Here is an 18,376-nt window from a genome sequence, read left to right as displayed (position 1 = left end):
CGCCGGGACCCGGCCGTCGGGTGCCGGATCCGCGCCTCACGGCACTTTATCCACAGGCCCCGGCGGAGATCGGCGATCGTCCGTAATCTCGGGTCATGGATGCGCTGTTGGTCTTTCTCGCGGCGGTGTACGGGGCGGTGGCCGGGGCGGCCGTGGCGCGGGCGCGGTATCGGCTGAGCGTCGGGCCGGAGGAGCCCTGGCGGTCGGCCGGGCCCTGCGGGCACGCCGTCGCGGGCTGGCTGGGCCGGTCCCGCTGCGGGGTGTGCGGGGCGGGGTACGGCGGGGGCGCGTGGTGGCCCGCGGCGTTCACGGCGCTGGGTTGCGCGGGGCTCGCGGCCGCCGCGGGGGCGCGCCCCGAGCTGGTGGTGTGGCTGCTGGCCGCGCCCGTGGTGGTGCTGCTGGCGGCGGTCGACCGCTCGGTGCGGCGGCTGCCCGACGTCCTGACGTTGCCGCTGGCCGCCGGGGTGGCGGCCCTGCTGGGGGCCGCCGCGCTCATACCCGGGGCCGCGGGTTCCTGGGCCGGGGCCCTGCTGGGCGGCCTGGCGATGGGCGGCGGCTATCTGGTGCTGTTCCTGGTCCATCCGGCCGGGATGGGGTTCGGGGACGTGAAGCTCGCGCTCGGCCTGGGCTGCGCCCTCGGCTGGTACGGCTGGCCGGTGGTCTTCGCGGGCGCGTTCGCGGGGCTGCTGCTCGGCTCGCTGTACGGCACGGCGCTGCTGGTGGCGCGCCGGGCCGCGCGCGGTACGGCGCTGGCCTTCGGCCCGTTCATGATCGTGGGGGCGTGGCTGGGGGTGCTGCTGGGCGGCGCGGCGGCCACCGCCTGATCTTTTAGACCAAGTGATCCAAAACATGTTACGGTCGTTCCATGGCCCGACCGAGGAAGTTCGACGAGGAGCGGGCGGTCGACGCGGCGATGGAGGCGTTCTGGACCGCCGGGTACGAAGCCACCTCCACCCAGGATCTCTGCGACGCCACCGGCCTGGGCCGGAGCAGCATCTACAACGCCTTCAAGAGCAAGCACGACCTCTTCGAGCGGGCCCTGGGGCGCTATCTGGAGACGAAGACCGCCTCGCTGACCGAGCTGCTCGAATCGGACCTCCCGGCGCGGGAGAAGGTCCGCACGATGCTGGAGCGCGTCGTCGAGGAGGAGTGCGCGCACGCGGAGGACGGCCGTGGCTGTCTGTTCGTCAACACCGCCGTGGAGCTGGCGGCCCGCGACGCCGAGGTGGCGCGTGAGCTGGAGCGCGACTACCGGCGCCGCCTGGAGGTGCTGACGGCCGCCCTGGAGTCCGGGCAGCGCGACGGCGACATCGACGCGGCCAAGGACGCCCGTACGCTCGCGCACTTCGTGGCCGCCGCCATCGGTGGCATGCGTGTCTCGGCGCGCGCCGGCATCGGGCGGGCGGCGCTGGAGGGCATCGCCCGCACCACGGTCGACGCGCTCTGAGTCCAGGGCCGCGGCGCAGGCGCCGCGGTCGCCCACGGACCGCCGACCGGTCTCCGTCCCGCCCGTAGCGCACCCCTTTCCCCTCACCCCTTTCCTCCACCCCTTTTCCCCTCACTCGTCCGGGCCGCCTCCCCGCCTTCCCCTGCCCCGATTTTGTACTGACCTATCCAAAACCTTGCACCGCACAGGAGCACCTGCCATGCCACGTGCCGTATACGTCCTCGCCGCGGGCATCTTCGCCCTGGTGACCGGCGAGTTCGTCGTCGCCGGACTGATGCCGCAGATGGCCGAGGGGCTGGACACCACCGTCCCCCGGATCGGCTACCTCATCACCGCCTTCGCGGTGGCCATGGCCGTCGGCGGCCCGCTGCTGACCGTGGCCGTGCTGAGGATGCGCCAGAAGCGGGCGCTGATCCTCCTGTTCGCCGTCTCCCTGACCGGCACCGTCATGGCGGCCGCCGCGCCCGGCTACGAGGTCATGCTGGTGGCGCGCGTCATAGGCGGCGTCGCCTCGCAGGCGTTCTTCGGCGTCGCCCTCTCGATCTGTGCCCAGCTGACCCGCCCGGAGGTCCGCGGCCGGGCCATGGCTGTCGCCCTGAACGGGCTGATGCTCGGCACCCTGCTCGGGATGCCCCTGGCCACGCTGATCGGCGAGCGGCTGGGCTGGCGCGCCGCCTTCTGGGTCATCGCCGCCCTGACCGTGGCCGCCGCGCTCTGCACGCTCGTCGGCGTGCCGCGCCTGGAGCGCTCCGAGGGCGGCGGGAGCGTCCGCCAGGAGCTGGGCGCCTTCCGGAACCCCGAGCTCTGGCTGACCCTCTCCACCAGCACCTTCATCATCGGGGCGACCTTCGCCGCGTTCAGCTACTTCAACCCGATCCTCACCGAGGTCACCGGCTTCGCCGACGGCACCGTCCCGCTGCTGCTCATCGGCTACGGCGCGGCCACCGTGATCGGCAACAACGTCGTCGGCCGGCTCGCGGACCGGCACACCGTCGGCGTCCAGGTGGCCGGCCTGGCCCTGAATCTGCTGTTCCTCGCCGGCTTCGCGCTCTTCGCCCACCTCACCGTGCCGGCGGTGGTCCTCATGATGGGCATCGGGCTCGTCGGCGTCACGATGAACCCGGCCATGGCCACCCGGGTCCAGCGGGTCGGCAACGCCCGGCCGCTGGTCAACACCGTCCACTCCTCCTTCATCACCCTGGGCGTCACCATCGGGTCATGGGTGGGCGGTGTGGTGATCGGTCCGTTCGGTCTGCGGGCCCCGCTCTGGCTCGGCGCCGCGCTGGCCCTGATCGGTCTCGCCACCCTCGTTCCCGCCCTGCTCCCCGGCCGGGCTACCCGGAATGGACATCTGGCGCAAAACGCCGAGCTCGCTACCGAAAGTGTCCACGCGTGAGGCCAAAAAGAGCCAAACGCGTCAAGCGAGGGTGACTTTTCAGGACGTTTTTAGAAAGGGCGGAGAGCGGCGTTCCGATGGACCCCGGCGTGGCCGGTTCTACGCCGTAGGGCCAGTGCTGACGGGCCTCGCGGGCCTCGAAGCGGCCGCCCGCACCGGCCCGTTCAAGATCAATAACGTCACCCAGTGTCAGCATGGCGCGCGCCGTCACCCCCGCCGGTGCGCGGAACACGTGCTCCGAGCGGTTAAGGTGGAAACCCCCCCTCGGGCCGGTCCGTATCCCCCCCACGGACCGGCCCGTTTTTCTGCCCGGGCGTCACCGTGTGTGACGGAATGGAGACCCGTCGGGTTTCAGCCGCGTCGGGCCCAGATGTTGACACCTTCGGTGCTCACCGCGAAGGAGTCGATCTCGGACAGCTCCTCATCGGTCAGCTTCGACGTCCCGAGCGCGGCGATATTCGCCTCCAGCTGACGCACGCTGGACGCGCCGATCAGCGCCGAGGTCATCCGGGCGTCGCGCAGCACCCACGTCAGGGCCAGCTGGGCCAGGGACTGCCCACGGCGCTCCGCGAGGGCGTTCAGCCCGCGCAGCCGCTCCACGACGTCGTCCGTCAGCAGCTCCGGGTCGAGCGACTTGCCCTGCGAGGCGCGGGAGCCCTCCGGGATGCCGTGCAGGTACTTGTCGGTCAGCAGGCCCTGGGCGAGCGGCGCGAAGGAGATGCAGCCCATGCCCTCCGCCTCCAGGGTGTCCAGCAGGCCGTCGTCCTCCGTCCAGCGGTTGATCATCGAGTAGGACGGCTGGTGGATCAGGGCCGGGACGCCCATCTCGCGCAGCAGCCGGGCCGCTTCGCGGGTCTGCTCGGCGTTGTACGAGGACACGCCCGCGTAGAGCGCCTTGCCCTGCTGGACGGCGGACGCGAGGGCGCCCATCGTCTCCTCCAGCGGGGTCTCCGGGTCGAAGCGGTGCGAGTAGAAGATGTCGACGTAGTCGACACCCATCCGGCCCAGCGACGCGTCGAGCGAGGAGAGCAGGTACTTCCGCGAACCCCACTCCCCGTACGGGCCGGGGTGCATGAGATATCCGGCCTTGGTGGAGAGCACCATTTCGTCACGGTACGACCGGAAGTCCTGGGCGAAGATCTTGCCGAAGTTCAGCTCGGCGGAGCCCGGCGGCGGCCCGTAGTTGTTGGCCAGGTCGAAGTGGGTGACGCCCAGGTCGAAGGCGCGGCGGAGGATGGCGCGCTGCGACTCCAGGGAGCGGTCGTCCCCGAAGTTGTGCCACAGTCCGAGGGAGATGGCCGGCAGCTTGAGGCCACTGCGCCCCGTACGCCGGTACTCCATCGAGTCGTAGCGGGAATCGGCCGCGCGATAGTGCGCGGAATGAGTGGAATCGGTCATGTGTATCTGACTATCACGGACCTGTGACAGGCCGAGTTGGGTGCTCGTGACACGCGGGCAGTAATGTGGCGCCCTCGGGGCGACCGCCGTGGCATGGAGGGGCTGGAAGACGTGAAGTTGCGCGACCTGGTGTACAGGCTCTACGCACGCCGGGTGGAAGGCCGCCTCGACCACGCCCAGGTGCCCAAGCACATCGGCGTCATCCTGGACGGCAACCGACGCTGGGCGCGGGCCGACGGCCGCACGCTGGAGCAGGGGCACCAGGCGGGCGCGGACAAGATCTCGGAGCTGCTCGGCTGGTGCGCCGAGACCGACGTCGAGGTCGTGACGCTCTGGATGCTCTCGACCGACAACCTGGACCGGCCGGCCGACCAGCTGAAGCCGCTGCTCGGCATCATCGAGAACACGGTCCGCGGCCTGGCCGCCGACGGGCGCTGGCGCGTGCACCATGTGGGCACGATGGACCTGCTGCCCGCGCGCACCCAGTCGGTGCTGAAGGAGGCCGAGCAGGACACCCTCGGCGTCGACGGAATACTGGTCAACGTGGCCGTCGGCTACGGCGGCCGGCAGGAGATCGCGGACGCGGTGCGCTCGCTGGTGCTCGAAGCCGCCGAGAACGGCTCCTCTTTCGAGGAACTGGCCGAGACCGTCGACGTCGAGCACATCTCCAAGCACCTCTACACGCGCGGCCAGCCCGACCCGGATCTGGTCATCCGCACCAGTGGCGAACAGCGTCTGTCCGGTTTCATGCTCTGGCAGAGCGCGCACTCCGAGTACTACTTCTGCGAAGTCTTCTGGCCGGCTTTCCGGAAGGTCGACTTCCTTCGCGCGCTGCGGGATTACGCGGCGCGGCACCGCCGTTACGGCGGCTGACGCGCGGCTCGCGCGAGGGCCCGTAAGGCGGTCCGCCGGGGGCGGCGGACAAGCCGGTTGACAGGTCGGATCCGGCGGCCGGAGCGGCTGCTCCACAGGTCGGCGGAACAAGGGTTCACCTCGTCGTCGCATATGCCGTTGCATGGTCAAGCGGTACAGCGGGAATATCCCCTCCAGGTCGACGGTCTGTCCAAAGACCGTCGCTCTGCCAGCGGGCGGCATGGGGCCGCCCGCCCGGGAGGCCCTTTGCACACGGACGACGACCGTGCGGACCGTGCGGACCCGACAGGTCGCGCGGACGACGCGGAGGGCCGGCGTCCGGCCCTCGAAGGGCATCGACCCGGCCCATTCCCCGGCGACGCCGTCGCGCCCCGACCTCTCCCCGAGGGGGTTCGTCCACCCGTGGTGACCAGCAAGAAGCGCCGTGAGAACGACCGGCGCACCTATGTCCTCGACACCAGCGTCCTGCTGGCCGACCCAGGCGCCATGTCCCGCTTCGAGGAGCACGAGGTCGTGCTGCCCGTGGTGGTGGTCACGGAGCTGGAGGCCAAGAGGCACCACCCCGAGCTCGGTTATTTCGCGCGGCAGGCGCTGCGCCTGCTGGACGGATACCGGGTGCAATTCGGCCGCCTCGACTCACCGATTCCGATCGGTGAGTTGGGCGGGACGCTCAGGGTCGAGCTCAACCACTCGGATACGGGCATACTGCCCGCCGGGTTCCGCCTCGGTGACAACGACTCGCGCATTCTCGCGGTCGCCCGCAATCTCCAGGCGGAGGGATACGACGTCACGGTCGTGTCCAAGGACCTGCCCCTGCGCATCAAGGCGTCCGCGGTCGGCCTGCTGGCGGAGGAGTACCGCGCGGAGCTCGCCATCACGGACTCGGGCTGGACGGGCATGGCGGAGCTCGCCGTCACCGCCGAGCAGGTCGACGAGCTGTACGCCACCGAGGCCATCGACGTGCCCGAGGCGGCGGAACTGCCGGTGCACACGGGACTGGTGCTCCAGTCCGAGCGCGGCAAGGCCCTCGGCCGGGTGGCCGCGGACGGCTCCGTACGGCTGGTCCGGGGCGACCGCGAGGCGTTCGGCATCCACGGCCGCAGCGCCGAGCAGCGGGTGGCCCTGGACATGCTCCTGGACCCGGACATCGGCATCGTGTCCATGGGCGGCCGGGCCGGCACGGGCAAGTCGGCGCTGGCGCTGTGCGCCGGGCTGGAGGCCGTCCTGGAGCGGCGGCAGCACCGCAAGGTGATGGTCTTCCGGCCGCTGTACGCGGTGGGCGGCCAGGAGTTGGGCTATCTGCCCGGCAGCGAGGCCGAGAAGATGAGCCCGTGGGCCCAGGCCGTCTTCGACACCCTCTCGGCGGTGACCAGCGCCGAGGTGATCGAGGAGGTCGTCGGGCGCGGCATGCTGGAGGTGCTGCCGCTCACCCATATCCGCGGCCGGTCATTGCACGACGCATTCGTGATCGTGGACGAGGCCCAGTCGCTCGAAAGGAATGTCCTGCTGACCGTTCTGTCGCGGATCGGAGCCAATTCGCGGGTGGTTCTCACCCACGATGTGGCGCAGCGCGACAACTTGCGCGTGGGGCGTTACGACGGAGTGGTCGCCGTCGTCGAGAAGCTGAAGGGCCATCCGCTCTTCTCGCATGTCACTCTGACGCGTTCGGAACGTTCCCCGATCGCGGCCCTGGTGACCGAAATGCTGGAGGACGGCCGTATCTGATACGGATCCGTCTTGTCCGTCGTTTTCCGTGGCACCGGAGCGGATCCGTCATGGATCCCGCACGGACGGCGGCTTGACGACAGCGCGCGGCAAAGCGAAGGAGCTTAGCCGCGCGCTGTTGTGCGGCGCCCGGCTTTCCGGGAAATCCCAGGCGTAAACGACGTGTGAGCTTTCCCACGCAACGCGGAATTGCCTCGGGGCGTCCCGGTCGGGCAAAGTCTGGGTCCTGTCAGGCCCCCGCATACGGCACCACCGCACCTCCTTGGGGTGCGACACCACAGAACTGAACAGCGTCGCCGTATGCCGCCCGAGCGTCACACGGACCTCCCTCGCGGGAGGCCCCACCGGGTCAGCGCCTTCTGTGACCAGTCGGTTCCTCCGCTCCACACGGGACCGGCACGACGGAGGCCAGCGCCAGGGGCACGATTGCGTCCGCGAGGTCACCTATGCGGGCGATGCTGGAAGGAAACCGTGTGAGCCGGATTTCGGTCCGGGGATTCGCCGTGGCGTCCGCCACCGCGGTCACCACCGTCGGCGCCGTCGTTGGTGTCGCCTCGGGCAGCGACCAGGGCACGACCCCTCAGGTCGAGGCCACCGCAGCCGACGCGACGCTCCTCGCGGAGATCCCCGTCGGACACAACGTCCAGGCGCAGACCGCTTCCCTGACGCAGCAGGCGGACACCCAGTCCGACGCGGCGGACACGGCCGCGAAGAAGGGCGCCGAGGAGGCCGCGCGCAAGCAGGCGGCCGAGGACGCCACCGCCAAGAAGGACGCCGCGGACGCCGCGGCGAAGAAGGAGGCGGAGGAGAAGGAGCAGGCGAAGAAGGACGCCGAGGAGCGCGAGAAGAAGGACGAGGTCGGCAGCCGGTCCGCCGCGCGCGACGCCTCCGACTTCGCGGTCAAGAGCTCCTACTCCACCGCCGAGGTCCAGGCGATGGCCCGGCAGATGGTCCCCGGCGACCAGTTCCAGTGCTTCAGCAACATTGTGAACAACGAGAGCAGCTGGGACTACACCGCGACCAACGCCTCCTCCGGCGCCTACGGTCTGGTGCAGTCGCTGCCCGCCTCCAAGATGTCGTCGGCCGGCGCCGACTGGCGGACCAACCCCGCCACCCAGATCAAGTGGGGCCTCGGCTACATGAACGAGCGCTACGGCAGCCCGTGCGGCGCCTGGTCGTTCTGGCAGGCCAACCAGTGGTACTAGCCCACGCCTAGGCCGTACCTACGGTAACTTCCATGCCTTTCGCGGGACCCCCGGCCTCAACCGGCCGGGGGTTTCGTGTGTCTTCCCCCACGACGCCTGTCGGCATCGATGACAGCGGGCACAGGTAACGTCGTCACCATGGCCGCGGGGGAGTGGGGGTAGAGGAAGAGAAATGTCCAGATTGCCAAGATTGGTCGGGGGTGTGGGAGCGGGCCTGTCCCGCCTCGCCGACCGTCTCGAAGCCCGGAAGGGCGAGGACCCGGGCGCGGCGGCGACGCCGGCCGCGGTGAGCCCGCCCTCCGGCCCCGAACCCGTGCCCGTCGCGGCCCCCGGGCCGGCGGCCGGCGCCGCCGACACGCCGTCCGCGACGGCCCCGGCCGAACACGTACCGCCGCCGCCCGGCTATGCGCCGGCCGTCGCCGCGCGCCCCGACCCGGTGGCCACCGTCCCCTGGGGCGTGCGCGTCGCGGCCGAGGTGGCCTGGCGGCTGCTGATCCTCGCCGGCACGCTCTGGGTGCTGATGCGGGTGATCAGCGCGGTCCAGCTGGTGGTGCTCGCCTTCACCGCGGCCCTGCTCATCACGGCGCTGCTCCAGCCCACCGTCGCCCTGCTCAAGCGGCGCGGCGTGCCCCGCGGCCTGGCCACGGCGATGACCTTCATCTCCGGGTTCGTCGTCATGGGCCTGGTCGGCTGGTTCGTGGTCTGGCAGGTGACGGAGAACCTCGACGACCTGTCCACGCAGGTCCAGCAGGGCATCAAGGACCTCAAGCACTGGCTCCTCAACAGCCCGTTCCACGTCACCGAGGACCAGATCAACAACATCGCCGACAACCTCAGTCAGGCGATCGGCACCAACACCAAGGACATCACCACGGCGGGCATAGAGGGTGTCCAGGTCATCATCGAGGTGCTCACCGGCATCCTGCTGGCGATGTTCAGCACGCTCTTCCTGCTCTACGACGGCCCGAAGATCTGGGAGTGGCTGCTCAAGCTGTTCCCGGCGGCGGCCCGTGAGGGTGTGGCGGGCGCGGGCCCGCGCGCGTGGGCGACGCTGACGGCCTATGTGCGCGGCACGGTGATAGTGGCCCTGATCGACGCGATCTTCATCGGCATAGGGCTGTTCTTCCTCGATGTGCCGCTGGCGGTGCCGCTGGCCGTGTTCATCTTCCTCTTCGCCTTCATCCCCCTCGTCGGCGCGGTGGTCTCCGGCGCGCTGGCGGTGGTCGTGGCGCTGGTGACGCGCGATGTGTTCACGGCGATGATGGTGCTGGTCGTGGTGCTCGCGGTGCAGCAGATCGAGGGCCATGTCCTCCAGCCCTTCATCCTGGGCCGGGCCGTGCGGGTCCACCCGCTCGCGGTGGTCCTGTCGGTGGCCGCGGGCTCGCTGGTCGCGGGCATCGGCGGCGCGGTGGTCGCGGTCCCGCTGGCCGCCGTCACCAACACGGTCGTCGGCTATCTCCGCGCGCACGCCAAGGAGAACGCTTTGCGGGCGGCAGCGGCGGACGGGCCGCCGCCGGAGGAGCCCGTCGCGGTGACCGCGGGTGCGGCGGCCGCGGGCGCGGCGCCACCCGGTGAGCCGCCGGGCGAGGAGCCCCCGCGGGCCTGACGCGCGCGAGCGGACATACGAAAGGTCCGCCGGCCTGATGGCCGGCGGACCTTTCGTATGGGCTCAGGGCAGCGGTGCTGTCCGTCAGCCGTTCAGCACGGCCTCGGCGTCGAGGGTCGCGCCGACGGCCTGGAGCACCGAGGCGATCTTGAACGCCTCCTGGATCGTCTCGCGCTCCACGCCGGCCTTGCGCAGCACCTGCTCGTGGGAGTCGAGGCACATGCCGCAGCCGTTGATGGCGGAGACGGCCAGGGACCACAGCTCGAAGTCGACCTTCTCCACGCCGGGGTTGCCGATGACGTTCATCCGCAGACCCGCGCGCAGGTTGCCGTACTCCGGGTCCGACAGCAGGTGCCGGGTGCGGTAGTAGACGTTGTTCATCGCCATGATGGCCGCCGCGGACTTGGCTGCGGTGTACGCCTCGGGGGAGAGGTTCTCCTTGGCCACCGGCTCCAGCTCACGCAGGACGATCGGCGAACGGGTCGCGATCGCGCAGGAGAGGACCGTGCCCCACAGCTGCTGCTGGGGAAGGTCGGAGTTGCCGATGACCGAGCCGAGGTTCAGCTTCAGGTCCTTGGCGTAGTCCGGTATGGCGGACTTCAGCTCGTCGAGGGCCATCGGGTCACTCGCCCGCGAGCAGCGCGACCGGGTCGAGGGTCGTCTCGCCCTTGTTCCAGTTGCACGGGCACAGCTCGTCCGTCTGGAGCGCGTCGAGGACCCGCAGGACCTCCTTGGGGTTACGGCCGACGGAACCGGCGGTCACCATGACGAACTGGATCTCGTTGTTGGGGTCCACGATGAAGACGGCGCGCTGGGCGTAGCCGTCCTCGCCCTCGACGCCGCAGGCCTGCATCAGCTCGTGCTTGGCGTCGGCCAGCATCGGGAAGGGCAGGTCACGCAGGTCGGCGTGGTCCTTGCGCCAGGCGTGGTGCACGAACTCGGAGTCGCCGGACACACCGAGGATCTGGGCGTCACGGTCGGCGAACTCGTCGTTCAGCTTGCCGAAAGCGGCGATCTCGGTGGGGCAGACGAAGGTGAAGTCCTTCGGCCAGAAGAAGACGACCTTCCACTTGCCCTCGTGGGTCTTGTGGTCGATCTGCGCGAAGGCCTTGTCCGCGTCGAGATCAACGCAGGCGGTCAGGTCGAACTCGGGGAACTTGTCACCGACAGTGAGCACGCGCTCTCCTTGTAACGAGAAACGTCCCATTTCGGGAGCTTCCTTCGGGTTGGACAGACCAACCCTGCCACAGGTCTCATTGATAACGGAAATAGCTAGACTGGTGGAAGTTGATCGGAGGTGGTTATCAGTCATGTCTCCCATAGCCCCGGGGAAGGACCCCGGCCAGACGCCCGCGGGGGGCGCCGCGAAGGCCGCGCCGGCCCGGCCGCGCCAGCTCAGCCTCGCCCAGCTGCGGGCCTTCGCCGCCGTCGCGGAGCACCTGCACTTCCGCGACGCCGCGTCCGCGATAGGGATGAGCCAGCCCGCGCTCTCCGGCGCCGTCTCGGCCCTGGAGGAGGTGCTCGACGTCCAGCTTCTTGAGCGTACGACAAGAAAAGTGCTGCTCAGCCCCGCCGGCGAGCGGCTGGCCGTCCGCGCCCGCGCCGTTCTCGACGCCGTCGGAGACCTGCTGGAGGAGGCCGACGCGGCCCGCGCGCCCTTCACCGGGGTGCTCCGGCTCGGGGTGATCCCGACTGTGGCGCCCTATCTGCTGCCCACGGTCCTGCGGCTGGTCCACGACGCCTATCCCGCCCTCGACCTCCAGGTGCACGAGGAGCAGACCGCCTCCCTGCTGGACGGCCTGGCCCAGGGCCGGCTGGACCTCCTGCTGCTCGCCGTGCCCCTCGGCGCGCCCGGTGTGACGGAGCTCCCGCTCTTCGACGAGGACTTCGTGCTCGTCACTCCGAGTGACCACTGGCTGGCCGGCCGGGGGGACATCCCCCGCGCCGCGCTGCGTGAGCTGGACCTCCTGCTCCTGGACGAGGGGCACTGCCTGCGCGACCAGGCGCTCGACATCTGCCGGGAGGCGGGCCGCACGGCCGGGCTGCCCGTCACGACCAGCGCCGCCGGGCTGTCGACCCTGGTCCAGCTGGTGGGCGGCGGCATGGGCGTGACCCTGCTGCCGCGGACGGCGCTGCGCGTCGAGACCGACCGCAACGAGGAACTGGCCACGGGCTACTTCTCCGACCCCGCGCCCTCGCGCCGGGTCGCCTTGGCGATGCGCTCGGGCGCGGCCCGGCAGGAGGAGTTCGAGCAGTTCGCCGAGGCGCTGCGGGCCGCCATGCGAAGCCTGCCGGTCCGGACACTCCGGGGCTGACGCGAGGTCAGGGGCGTTACGGGCACGGGCGTACGGCTCCGGGGGTACGGGCGCGGGCTACGGTCCCGGGCGTACGGGCGCGGGGCGGCGCCCTGTGGCACCGCCCCGCACTTCCCGCCGTCACCGTGCCGCCGGGCCTACTCCGTGTGGAGCCCGTCCGGCCGCATCAGCCGCCACAGGGGCGGCAGACTGGCGAGCGTCACCAGCACGATGACGCTCGCGCCCGCGCCGACCAGCGGTACGAACGCCGTCCAGTCCCGTACGGTCCGGCCGACCAGGGCGAGCGTCGCCCAGCCCAGTCCCAGGCCGCCCGCGACGGCGAGCGCCAGGCCCAGGATCACGGGGATCGCGGTCTGCCAGAGCACGGACCAGCCGACGGTGGCGCGGGGGACGCCGGAGGCGACCAGGGCGGACAGCAGCCGCCTGCGCTCCCGCAGCTGCTCCAGCGTGCCGACGAGCATGCTCGCGCCGATGAGGAACAGGATGAGGACCGCGCCGGCGAGCAGGCCCTGCCGCACGGCCGCGTAGTGGTCGTCCTTCACCACGCCGCCCGCCCGCCAGACCCGGAAGGAGGGGTCGACGGCGGCCGCGGTGTTGCGGACCCGTTCGATGGCGTCCAGGTCGCCGGGCCGTACCTTCACCGCGAACGTGGTCTCCGCGTCCGGGATCTTCGGCACGTCGATGGCCGACGGGGTGGCGAGCACGCCGAACCGGTGCTCACCGATCGCGTCGGGACGGGTCGGCACGACACGCGCCGTCGTGGGAACCGTCCAGCGGTACGTACGCGGGGACGGCCCGTCCGCCCACTCCTTGATCGTCAGCGGGGTGCCGGGCGGGAACCGGCCGGCCGTGTCGACGTCGCCGTCGGGCTCCTGGGCGACGAAGGTGTCGCCCTCCCGGCACGAGCCCAGCTCGGCCAGCTCCCGCAGGGTGGCGCAGTCGCCGACCGTGACCGTGGTGACGGAGAAGGGCCCTCCGCTGTCCTTGTCGGCGTACCGCTCCACGAAGCCGGTGACGCCCGTGACGCCCTCGGTGGCCTTCAGCCGGTCCACCCAGCCGCGTACCTCGGCGGCCGTGCCGGGGCGGAACCGGCCGTGCAGCGCCGAGTGGCTCGGCTCCTCAGGCCTCGGGGGGCCGCTCTGGGTGCCGGCGAGGAACATCTGGATCGCGATCGCCCCGGCCACGGCGACGGTGATGCCGCTGACCGCGCGGGCCGCCGGGCCGCTGTTGAGCTGGAGCCGGCGGACGGCCAGCTGCCACGCCACCGGGCCGCCCCGCAGCCGGGCCACGCAGCGCTCGACGAGCCAGGGGAGCAGGGCGGTGACGCCGACCAGGACGAGCACCGCGCCGAGGGCGATCCGGTAGGTGCCCGCCGAGATCCCGTAGGTCATCACGTTCGCGTCCGTGAGGCCCGGCAGCAGCAGCGCGACGCCCACGGCCGGGACGAGCAGCCGCCACCACAGCCTGCGGCGCCGGGACGCGCCGTCGCGCGTGACGCCCAGCGGCTCCACGGCGACCCGGCGCAGCGCGAAGAGCGTGACGAGCACGGCGGCAGCGGGCACCGCGAGGGCGACGAGCGCGGCGAGCGGCGCGCTCGGCGCGAGGTCGGCGGGGAAGACGCTGGCCTCCCGGATGGTGACACCGGTCGCGAAGCCGCGCAGGAAGAGGAAGAGGCACGCGCCGACGGCCATTCCGGCCAGCGCGCCGCACAGCGCCTCACCGGCGGCGATCCGCCGGACCGTCCTGACGTCCGCGCCGACCAGCCGCAGCGCGGCGAGCCGCCGGTCGCGCTGCTCGCCCCCGAAGCGCACGGCGGTGGCGAGGAAGACGGCCACCGGCATCAGCAGGACGACGCAGCCCAGGGCGCCCAGGACGAGGGCGACCGCATCCGGTGGTGGCAGGTCCGTGTCGCCTCCGAAGTGGTCGACGCGCGAGGCGTGCGGGTCCGTGGCGAGCCGGTCGGAGCCGACGTAGTAGTAGAGCTCGCTGGGGCCGGCGAGTCCGGCGTCGGAGATGGTGCCGACGAGCCGGTGGGCGAACCGGTCCCGCAGCAGCGCGCCCTCGTCGGACTTCAGCAGCCGTTCCAGGGCGGGGGAGAGCACCATCTCGCCGGGACCGGGGAGCCGGTCCAGGCCGGGCGGTACGGGCGCCTCCGGCCCGTCCGCCCGCACCAGCGTGCCGCGGACGGGCTTGTCCCGGAAGTCCGTCTCGACGGCGCGGACCAGCAGGGTGCCAGGGGCGGGATCCAGCCGCGCGGGCGTCTCGGCGGGCAGGGGCACCGCTCGCGCGCTCTCCCGGTGCGACCGCTGGGACAGCATCTCCGGGACGGAGGCCGCGATCAGCAGCAGCGTCACCCCCAGGCCGACGCCCACCGCCGTGAGCGCGGTGCGCAGCCAGCTGTCCCGGCCGCCCGTCAGGGCGAAGCGGGCGCCCGTGGTGAGGTCCCGCAGCCAGGCGGCGACCCCGGTGGGGCCGGCGGGCCGGGGGGTGGTTCCTGTGGGTCCGATCGACATGCCGAGGAATGTACACGGTGTGTATACACGGCATGTATAGACGGGGTGTTGAGTTGTCTGAAAATATTCGCTCAAGAATCGAATATAAAAGGGGTGCCGGGGCCGGGGCCGGAGGGTCCCCGCCCTCCGCGTCCTCAGTCCGTGTCGCGGTCCTGGCCCTCGCCCTTCGGCGGCCGGCCCCGCCGGGGCAGCGCGCCCGTCCCCTTCGGCAGCCGCCCGGCCTCGGAGAGCGCCTTGCGCAGCAGGAACTCGATCTGCGCGTTGGCGCTGCGCAGCTCCTCGCCCGCCCAGCGCGTGAGCGCGTCGTGGACCAGCGGGTCGAGCCGCAGCAGCACCTGCTTGCGCCGCCGCGGCCCGCGCTCGGGCGGGAGGTCCTCCGTCACTGGTAGAGGGTGCCCGTGTTGAGGACCGGCTGCGCCGCGCGGTCCCCGCAGAGCACCACCATCAGATTGCTCACCATGGCCGCTTTCCGCTCCTCGTCCAGTTCCACGAAGCCCTGCTCGCTGATCCGCTCCAGGGCCTCCTCCACCATCCCGACCGCGCCCTCGACGATCAGCTTCCGGGCCGCGACGACCGCGCCCGCCTGCTGCCGCTGAAGCATCGCGGAGGCGATCTCCGGAGCGTAGGCGAGGTGCGTGAACCGCGACTCGATGATGTGCACACCGGCGGCCTCGACGCGGGCGTGCAGCTCGACGGCGAGTTTCTCGGTGATCTCCTCGGCGTTGCCGCGCAGCGAGAGGGCGTCGTCGTCGTGCGCGTCATAGGGGTACTCGATGGCGATGTGCCGCACGGCCGCCTCGGTCTGGGTGGAGACGAACTCCAGGAAGTCGTCCACCTCGAACAGCGCCTGCGCGGTGTCCTCCACCCGCCAGACCACCACGGCGGCCAGCTCGATGGGGTTGCCGTAGGCGTCGTTGACCTTCAGGACGGCCGTCTCGTGGTTGCGCACCCGGGTCGAGATCTTCTCGCGGCTGGTGAAGGGGTTCACCCAACGCAGGCCCTCGGTGCGGATCGTGCCGCGGTAGCGGCCGAAGAGCTGGACCACGCGGGCCTCGCCCGGGGCGACGGTGTTCAGCCCGCTCATCGCCGTGACGGAGGCGAGGCCGAGCAGGATCCCGCAGGCCACGAGCACCGCGCACGGGAGCGTCCGCCCGGCGCTGCCGAAGCTGACGCCCCAGGCGATCGCGCCGCCGCCGGCCAGCAGCCCGGCCAGCCCCAGCAGCAGGGCGAGGCCGCCGCCGATGTCGTGGGCCGGCTTCTCCCGCACCTGCGGCGCGGGCATCTCCGGTACGTCCGCCGATGTGACGGCGTCGGTCGTGCCGATGGTCTCCGGCATGGCGATCCCCCTGGTTCCTCGCTGATTTCACGCGTGTCCGACGGGCCGCGCGTCGGTCGGCGCGCCCCCTCGGCTGTCTAGCAAAGTGATAGCACATTATCGCCCTGTACGGTTTTCCGCGCTGCGCCGTACCCGGTTCCCGCCATCCGGGGTGCTGTATGTCACGTGCGTCAAAGCCTTGATCGATGGGCGTTTGGTGACAGTTGCGGTGTTAGCTTCGTGAGCTGGGTTGGGGGCGGACAGAGTGGAGCTACGGGAGAGATGGGCCGAGCGGAAGCGCGACGGGCGCAGAACAGCACCCGCACAACGAAGGGCAAGAAGCCCAAGAAGACAGGCATACGCCGCTTCTTCACGTGGAAGAAGCTGCTCGCCTACTTCGTGGGTCTGATCGCTCTCGGTGCGGGCGCCTTCGTGGCGCTCTATCTGTACGTCGACGTCCCCGACAGCAAGACGGCGACGAAGTTGCAGAGCAACATCTACAAGCTCAGCAACGGCACGGTGGTGGCCCGTACGGGCCAGGTCAACCGTGAGGAAGTCCCGCTGGACAAGATTCCCAAGAACATCCAGAACGCCGTCGTCGCGGCGGAGAACAAGAACTTCTGGACCGACCCCGGTGTCGACGTCAAGGGCACCGCCCGAGGCATCCTCAACACCGTGATGGGCCGCGGCAAGCAGGGTGGCTCGACCATCACCCAGCAGTACGTCAAGAACTCCTACCTGAGCCAGGAACAGACCGTCACCCGCAAGGTGAAGGAACTGATCATCTCGCTCAAGGTGCAGCAGAAGTTCGACAAGAAGGACATCCTCGCCGGGTACCTGAACACCAGTTACTACGGCCGGAACGCCTACGGCATCCAGGCCGCCTCCCGCGCGTACTACCAGAAGGACGTCGACAAGCTCACCCTCGAAGAGGGCGCCTACCTGGCCGCGTTGCTCCAGGCCCCGAGCCAGTACGACTGGACCGTCGCGACCGACGACGGCAAGAAGAACGCCCAGAACCGCTGGAACTACGTCCTCGACAAGATGGTCGAGATGAAGTGGCTCACCGCGGACAAGCGCAAGGACATGAAGTTCGAGGTGCCGAAGGACCCCAAGCCCCCGAAGGGCATGAGCGGTCAGAACGGCTACCTCGTCAAGGCGGCGGAGCAGGAGATCGAGCGGGTGCTGCGCGCCCAGGGCCGCAGCGAGAGCGACCTGGCGGCCGGCGGCTGGACCATCACGCTCAGCATCGACCCGACGAAGCAGAAGGAGCTGGAGAAGGCGGTCCACCAGCAGGTGACCCGCAAGCTGGATCCCCAGGCCCGCAAGGTCGACGCCTATGCCCAGGTCGGCGCCGCCTCGGTGGACCGCAAGACCGGCAGGGTCGTGGCCCTCTACGGCGGCCAGGACTACCTCAAGCACTTCAGCAACAACGCCACCCGCGAGGACTACCAGCCGGCCTCCACCTTCAAGCCGCTGATCTTCGCCTCCGCGTTGCAGAACGAGGCCAAGAACGAGAACGGCCAGCGCATCACGGCCGGCACGATCTACGACGGCACCAGCAAGCGGCCCGTCCGCGGCGGTGACACGGCCTTCGCCCCGGAGAACGAGGACGACGTCAGCTACGGCCCGGTGACGGTCCAGGAGTCGATGAACAAGTCCATCAACTCCGCGTTCGCGCAGATGGCCGTCGACGTGGGCCTCGCCAAGGTCAAGAAGACCGCCGTCGACATGGGCATGAACGGCAAGGCCGGCAACTTCGAGGAGGTGCCCGCCATGTCGCTGGGCTCCATGGGCGCGAGCCCCCTCCGGATGGCCGGTGCCTACGCGACCCTCGCCAACCACGGCAAGAAGGTCACCCCGACCCTCGTCGCCTCGGTCACCCGCAACGGCGGCCAGAAGCTGGACATGCCCGACCCGATCGGCAGCCAGGTCCTCGACCGCACCAACGCCGACAACGTGACCCAGATCCTCAAGGGCGTGGTCAACGACGGTACGGCCAAGGTCGTGCAGAACGCGACGTACGCGGTGGCGGGCAAGACCGGCACCTCCGACGACAACAAGTCGGCGTGGTTCGCGGGCTACACCCCCGGTCTGGTGACCACGGTCGGCATGTTCGGTGAGGGCCCCGGCGGCAAGCAGGTACCGTTGACCAACACCGGCGGCCACGACGGCCGTATCAACGGTGGTGGCTACCCGGCCGAGATCTGGGCCGACTACATGGGTGAGGCCGCGGACGGCGACACCGAGTTCGACCTGGAGACGGACGAGGCGGCCGTGGTGCCCCCGCCGCCCGCGCCGCCGGCCTCCTCGCAGCCCTCCACGCAGCCCTCGCACACGCCGTCGGCGACGCCCTCGCGGCAGTCGCAGTCGCCGTCCCCGGGCGGTTCCTCCAAGCCGCCGTCGCAGCAGCCGTCGCCCCCGCCGGCCTCGCAGTCCGCGAAGCCGCCGAAGCCGCCCACCCCGTCGAACAAGCCCTCGCCCAGCACGGGCGGCGGCGGTGCCGACGGCGGGACGGTGCCCAACGGCGGGCGCGTGGACCCGAAGGACTGACCCGGCCCGCACCGGACCCGAAGGACGGCC

Annotated in this window: 15 protein-coding genes; 9 read left to right on the top strand and 6 right to left on the bottom strand. The window is 70.9% G+C overall.

Going from position 1 to position 18,376, the window contains the following annotated elements:
- The first annotated feature begins 95 nt into the window (after positions 1 to 95).
- The 3 genes from SMD11_RS12275 (at position 96) to SMD11_RS12265 (ending at position 2,843) form a co-directional block, all read left to right on the top strand.
- The gene (locus tag SMD11_RS12275; RefSeq protein WP_087926500.1) at positions 96 to 824 is read left to right on the top strand and encodes a prepilin peptidase; all 729 of its coding nucleotides are present in this window, start codon (positions 96 to 98) and stop codon (positions 822 to 824) included.
- Positions 825 to 865: 41 nt separating this feature from the next.
- Positions 866 to 1,447, top strand: a complete 582-nt coding sequence (locus SMD11_RS12270; RefSeq protein WP_087926499.1) for a TetR/AcrR family transcriptional regulator — start codon at positions 866 to 868, stop codon at positions 1,445 to 1,447.
- 199 nt (positions 1,448 to 1,646) lie between these two features.
- Positions 1,647 to 2,843: an MFS transporter gene (locus SMD11_RS12265; RefSeq protein ID WP_087926498.1), complete on the top strand. Its 1,197-nt coding sequence runs from the start codon at positions 1,647 to 1,649 to the stop codon at positions 2,841 to 2,843.
- A 351-nt stretch (positions 2,844 to 3,194) separates the two neighbouring features.
- Here the strand turns inward: SMD11_RS12265 and mgrA are convergent, their stop codons facing one another.
- On the bottom strand, positions 3,195 to 4,241 hold the full coding sequence (mgrA, locus tag SMD11_RS12260) for an L-glyceraldehyde 3-phosphate reductase (RefSeq protein ID WP_087926497.1): 1,047 nt from the start codon (positions 4,239 to 4,241) through the stop codon (positions 3,195 to 3,197).
- A gap of 111 nt (positions 4,242 to 4,352) precedes the next feature.
- On the opposite strand from mgrA, the gene SMD11_RS12255 reads away from it, so the two are divergent.
- The 4 genes from SMD11_RS12255 to SMD11_RS12240 all read left to right on the top strand — a co-directional run bounded on the left by SMD11_RS12255 (position 4,353) and on the right by SMD11_RS12240 (position 9,650).
- Entirely contained in the window at positions 4,353 to 5,114 is a 762-nt protein-coding gene (locus SMD11_RS12255; protein ID WP_087930448.1) for an isoprenyl transferase, read from the top strand.
- Positions 5,115 to 5,516: 402 nt separating this feature from the next.
- The gene (locus SMD11_RS12250) at positions 5,517 to 6,839 is read left to right on the top strand and encodes a PhoH family protein (RefSeq protein WP_087926496.1); all 1,323 of its coding nucleotides are present in this window, start codon (positions 5,517 to 5,519) and stop codon (positions 6,837 to 6,839) included.
- A 473-nt stretch (positions 6,840 to 7,312) separates the two neighbouring features.
- Positions 7,313 to 8,044: a transglycosylase SLT domain-containing protein gene (locus tag SMD11_RS12245; protein ID WP_087926495.1), complete on the top strand. Its 732-nt coding sequence runs from the start codon at positions 7,313 to 7,315 to the stop codon at positions 8,042 to 8,044.
- A 172-nt stretch (positions 8,045 to 8,216) separates the two neighbouring features.
- The gene (locus SMD11_RS12240; protein ID WP_087926494.1) at positions 8,217 to 9,650 is read left to right on the top strand and encodes an AI-2E family transporter; all 1,434 of its coding nucleotides are present in this window, start codon (positions 8,217 to 8,219) and stop codon (positions 9,648 to 9,650) included.
- 84 nt (positions 9,651 to 9,734) lie between these two features.
- Here SMD11_RS12240 and SMD11_RS12235 read toward each other — a convergent pair whose 3' ends face one another.
- Both SMD11_RS12235 and SMD11_RS12230 read right to left on the bottom strand, forming a co-directional pair.
- Entirely contained in the window at positions 9,735 to 10,268 is a 534-nt protein-coding gene (locus SMD11_RS12235; RefSeq protein WP_087926493.1) for an alkyl hydroperoxide reductase, read from the bottom strand.
- Between the two features lie 4 nt (positions 10,269 to 10,272).
- On the bottom strand, positions 10,273 to 10,827 hold the full coding sequence (locus SMD11_RS12230) for a peroxiredoxin (RefSeq protein WP_087926492.1): 555 nt from the start codon (positions 10,825 to 10,827) through the stop codon (positions 10,273 to 10,275).
- 133 nt (positions 10,828 to 10,960) lie between these two features.
- Here SMD11_RS12230 and SMD11_RS12225 point away from each other — a divergent pair, with 133 nt between their 5' ends.
- Positions 10,961 to 11,965, top strand: coding sequence for a hydrogen peroxide-inducible genes activator (locus SMD11_RS12225; RefSeq protein ID WP_087926491.1), 1,005 nt, complete (start codon positions 10,961 to 10,963; stop codon positions 11,963 to 11,965).
- A 137-nt stretch (positions 11,966 to 12,102) separates the two neighbouring features.
- Here SMD11_RS12225 and SMD11_RS12220 read toward each other — a convergent pair whose 3' ends face one another.
- From SMD11_RS12220 to SMD11_RS12210, 3 genes are all read right to left on the bottom strand, one after another.
- Positions 12,103 to 14,478: an FtsX-like permease family protein gene (locus SMD11_RS12220; RefSeq protein ID WP_087926490.1), complete on the bottom strand. Its 2,376-nt coding sequence runs from the start codon at positions 14,476 to 14,478 to the stop codon at positions 12,103 to 12,105.
- A 134-nt stretch (positions 14,479 to 14,612) separates the two neighbouring features.
- Entirely contained in the window at positions 14,613 to 14,861 is a 249-nt protein-coding gene (locus SMD11_RS12215; protein ID WP_087926489.1) for a hypothetical protein, read from the bottom strand.
- Positions 14,858 to 15,814 (bottom strand): SPFH domain-containing protein, encoded by a 957-nt coding sequence (locus tag SMD11_RS12210; protein ID WP_087926488.1) that lies wholly within the window; start codon positions 15,812 to 15,814, stop codon positions 14,858 to 14,860. The genes SMD11_RS12215 and SMD11_RS12210 overlap by 4 nt, the downstream gene beginning before the upstream one ends.
- Positions 15,815 to 16,075: 261 nt before the next feature.
- Between SMD11_RS12210 and SMD11_RS12205 the strand changes: the two genes are divergently transcribed.
- The gene (locus SMD11_RS12205) at positions 16,076 to 18,346 is read left to right on the top strand and encodes a transglycosylase domain-containing protein (RefSeq protein WP_087926487.1); all 2,271 of its coding nucleotides are present in this window, start codon (positions 16,076 to 16,078) and stop codon (positions 18,344 to 18,346) included.
- Positions 18,347 to 18,376: the final 30 nt, after the last annotated feature.

Origin of the sequence: Streptomyces albireticuli, assembly GCF_002192455.1 — a bacterium.
Lineage (GTDB): Bacteria > Actinomycetota > Actinomycetes > Streptomycetales > Streptomycetaceae > Streptomyces > Streptomyces albireticuli_B.
Note: the sequence above shows the minus strand (reverse complement) of the source record. Positions and strands in the feature narration are given on the sequence as shown.

Coding starts and splice junctions, on each gene's coding strand:
- SMD11_RS12270 (WP_087926499.1), top strand. CDS start 866: ATGGCCCGACCGAGGAAGTTCGACGAGGAGCGGGCGGTCGACGCGGCG.
- SMD11_RS12210 (WP_087926488.1), bottom strand. CDS start 15,814: ATGCCGGAGACCATCGGCACGACCGACGCCGTCACATCGGCGGACGTA.
- SMD11_RS12205 (WP_087926487.1), top strand. CDS start 16,076: ATGGGCCGAGCGGAAGCGCGACGGGCGCAGAACAGCACCCGCACAACG.
- SMD11_RS12275 (WP_087926500.1), top strand. CDS start 96: ATGGATGCGCTGTTGGTCTTTCTCGCGGCGGTGTACGGGGCGGTGGCC.
- SMD11_RS12220 (WP_087926490.1), bottom strand. CDS start 14,478: ATGTCGATCGGACCCACAGGAACCACCCCCCGGCCCGCCGGCCCCACC.
- mgrA (WP_087926497.1), bottom strand. CDS start 4,241: ATGACCGATTCCACTCATTCCGCGCACTATCGCGCGGCCGATTCCCGC.
- SMD11_RS12240 (WP_087926494.1), top strand. CDS start 8,217: ATGTCCAGATTGCCAAGATTGGTCGGGGGTGTGGGAGCGGGCCTGTCC.
- SMD11_RS12235 (WP_087926493.1), bottom strand. CDS start 10,268: ATGGCCCTCGACGAGCTGAAGTCCGCCATACCGGACTACGCCAAGGAC.
- SMD11_RS12265 (WP_087926498.1), top strand. CDS start 1,647: ATGCCACGTGCCGTATACGTCCTCGCCGCGGGCATCTTCGCCCTGGTG.
- SMD11_RS12225 (WP_087926491.1), top strand. CDS start 10,961: ATGTCTCCCATAGCCCCGGGGAAGGACCCCGGCCAGACGCCCGCGGGG.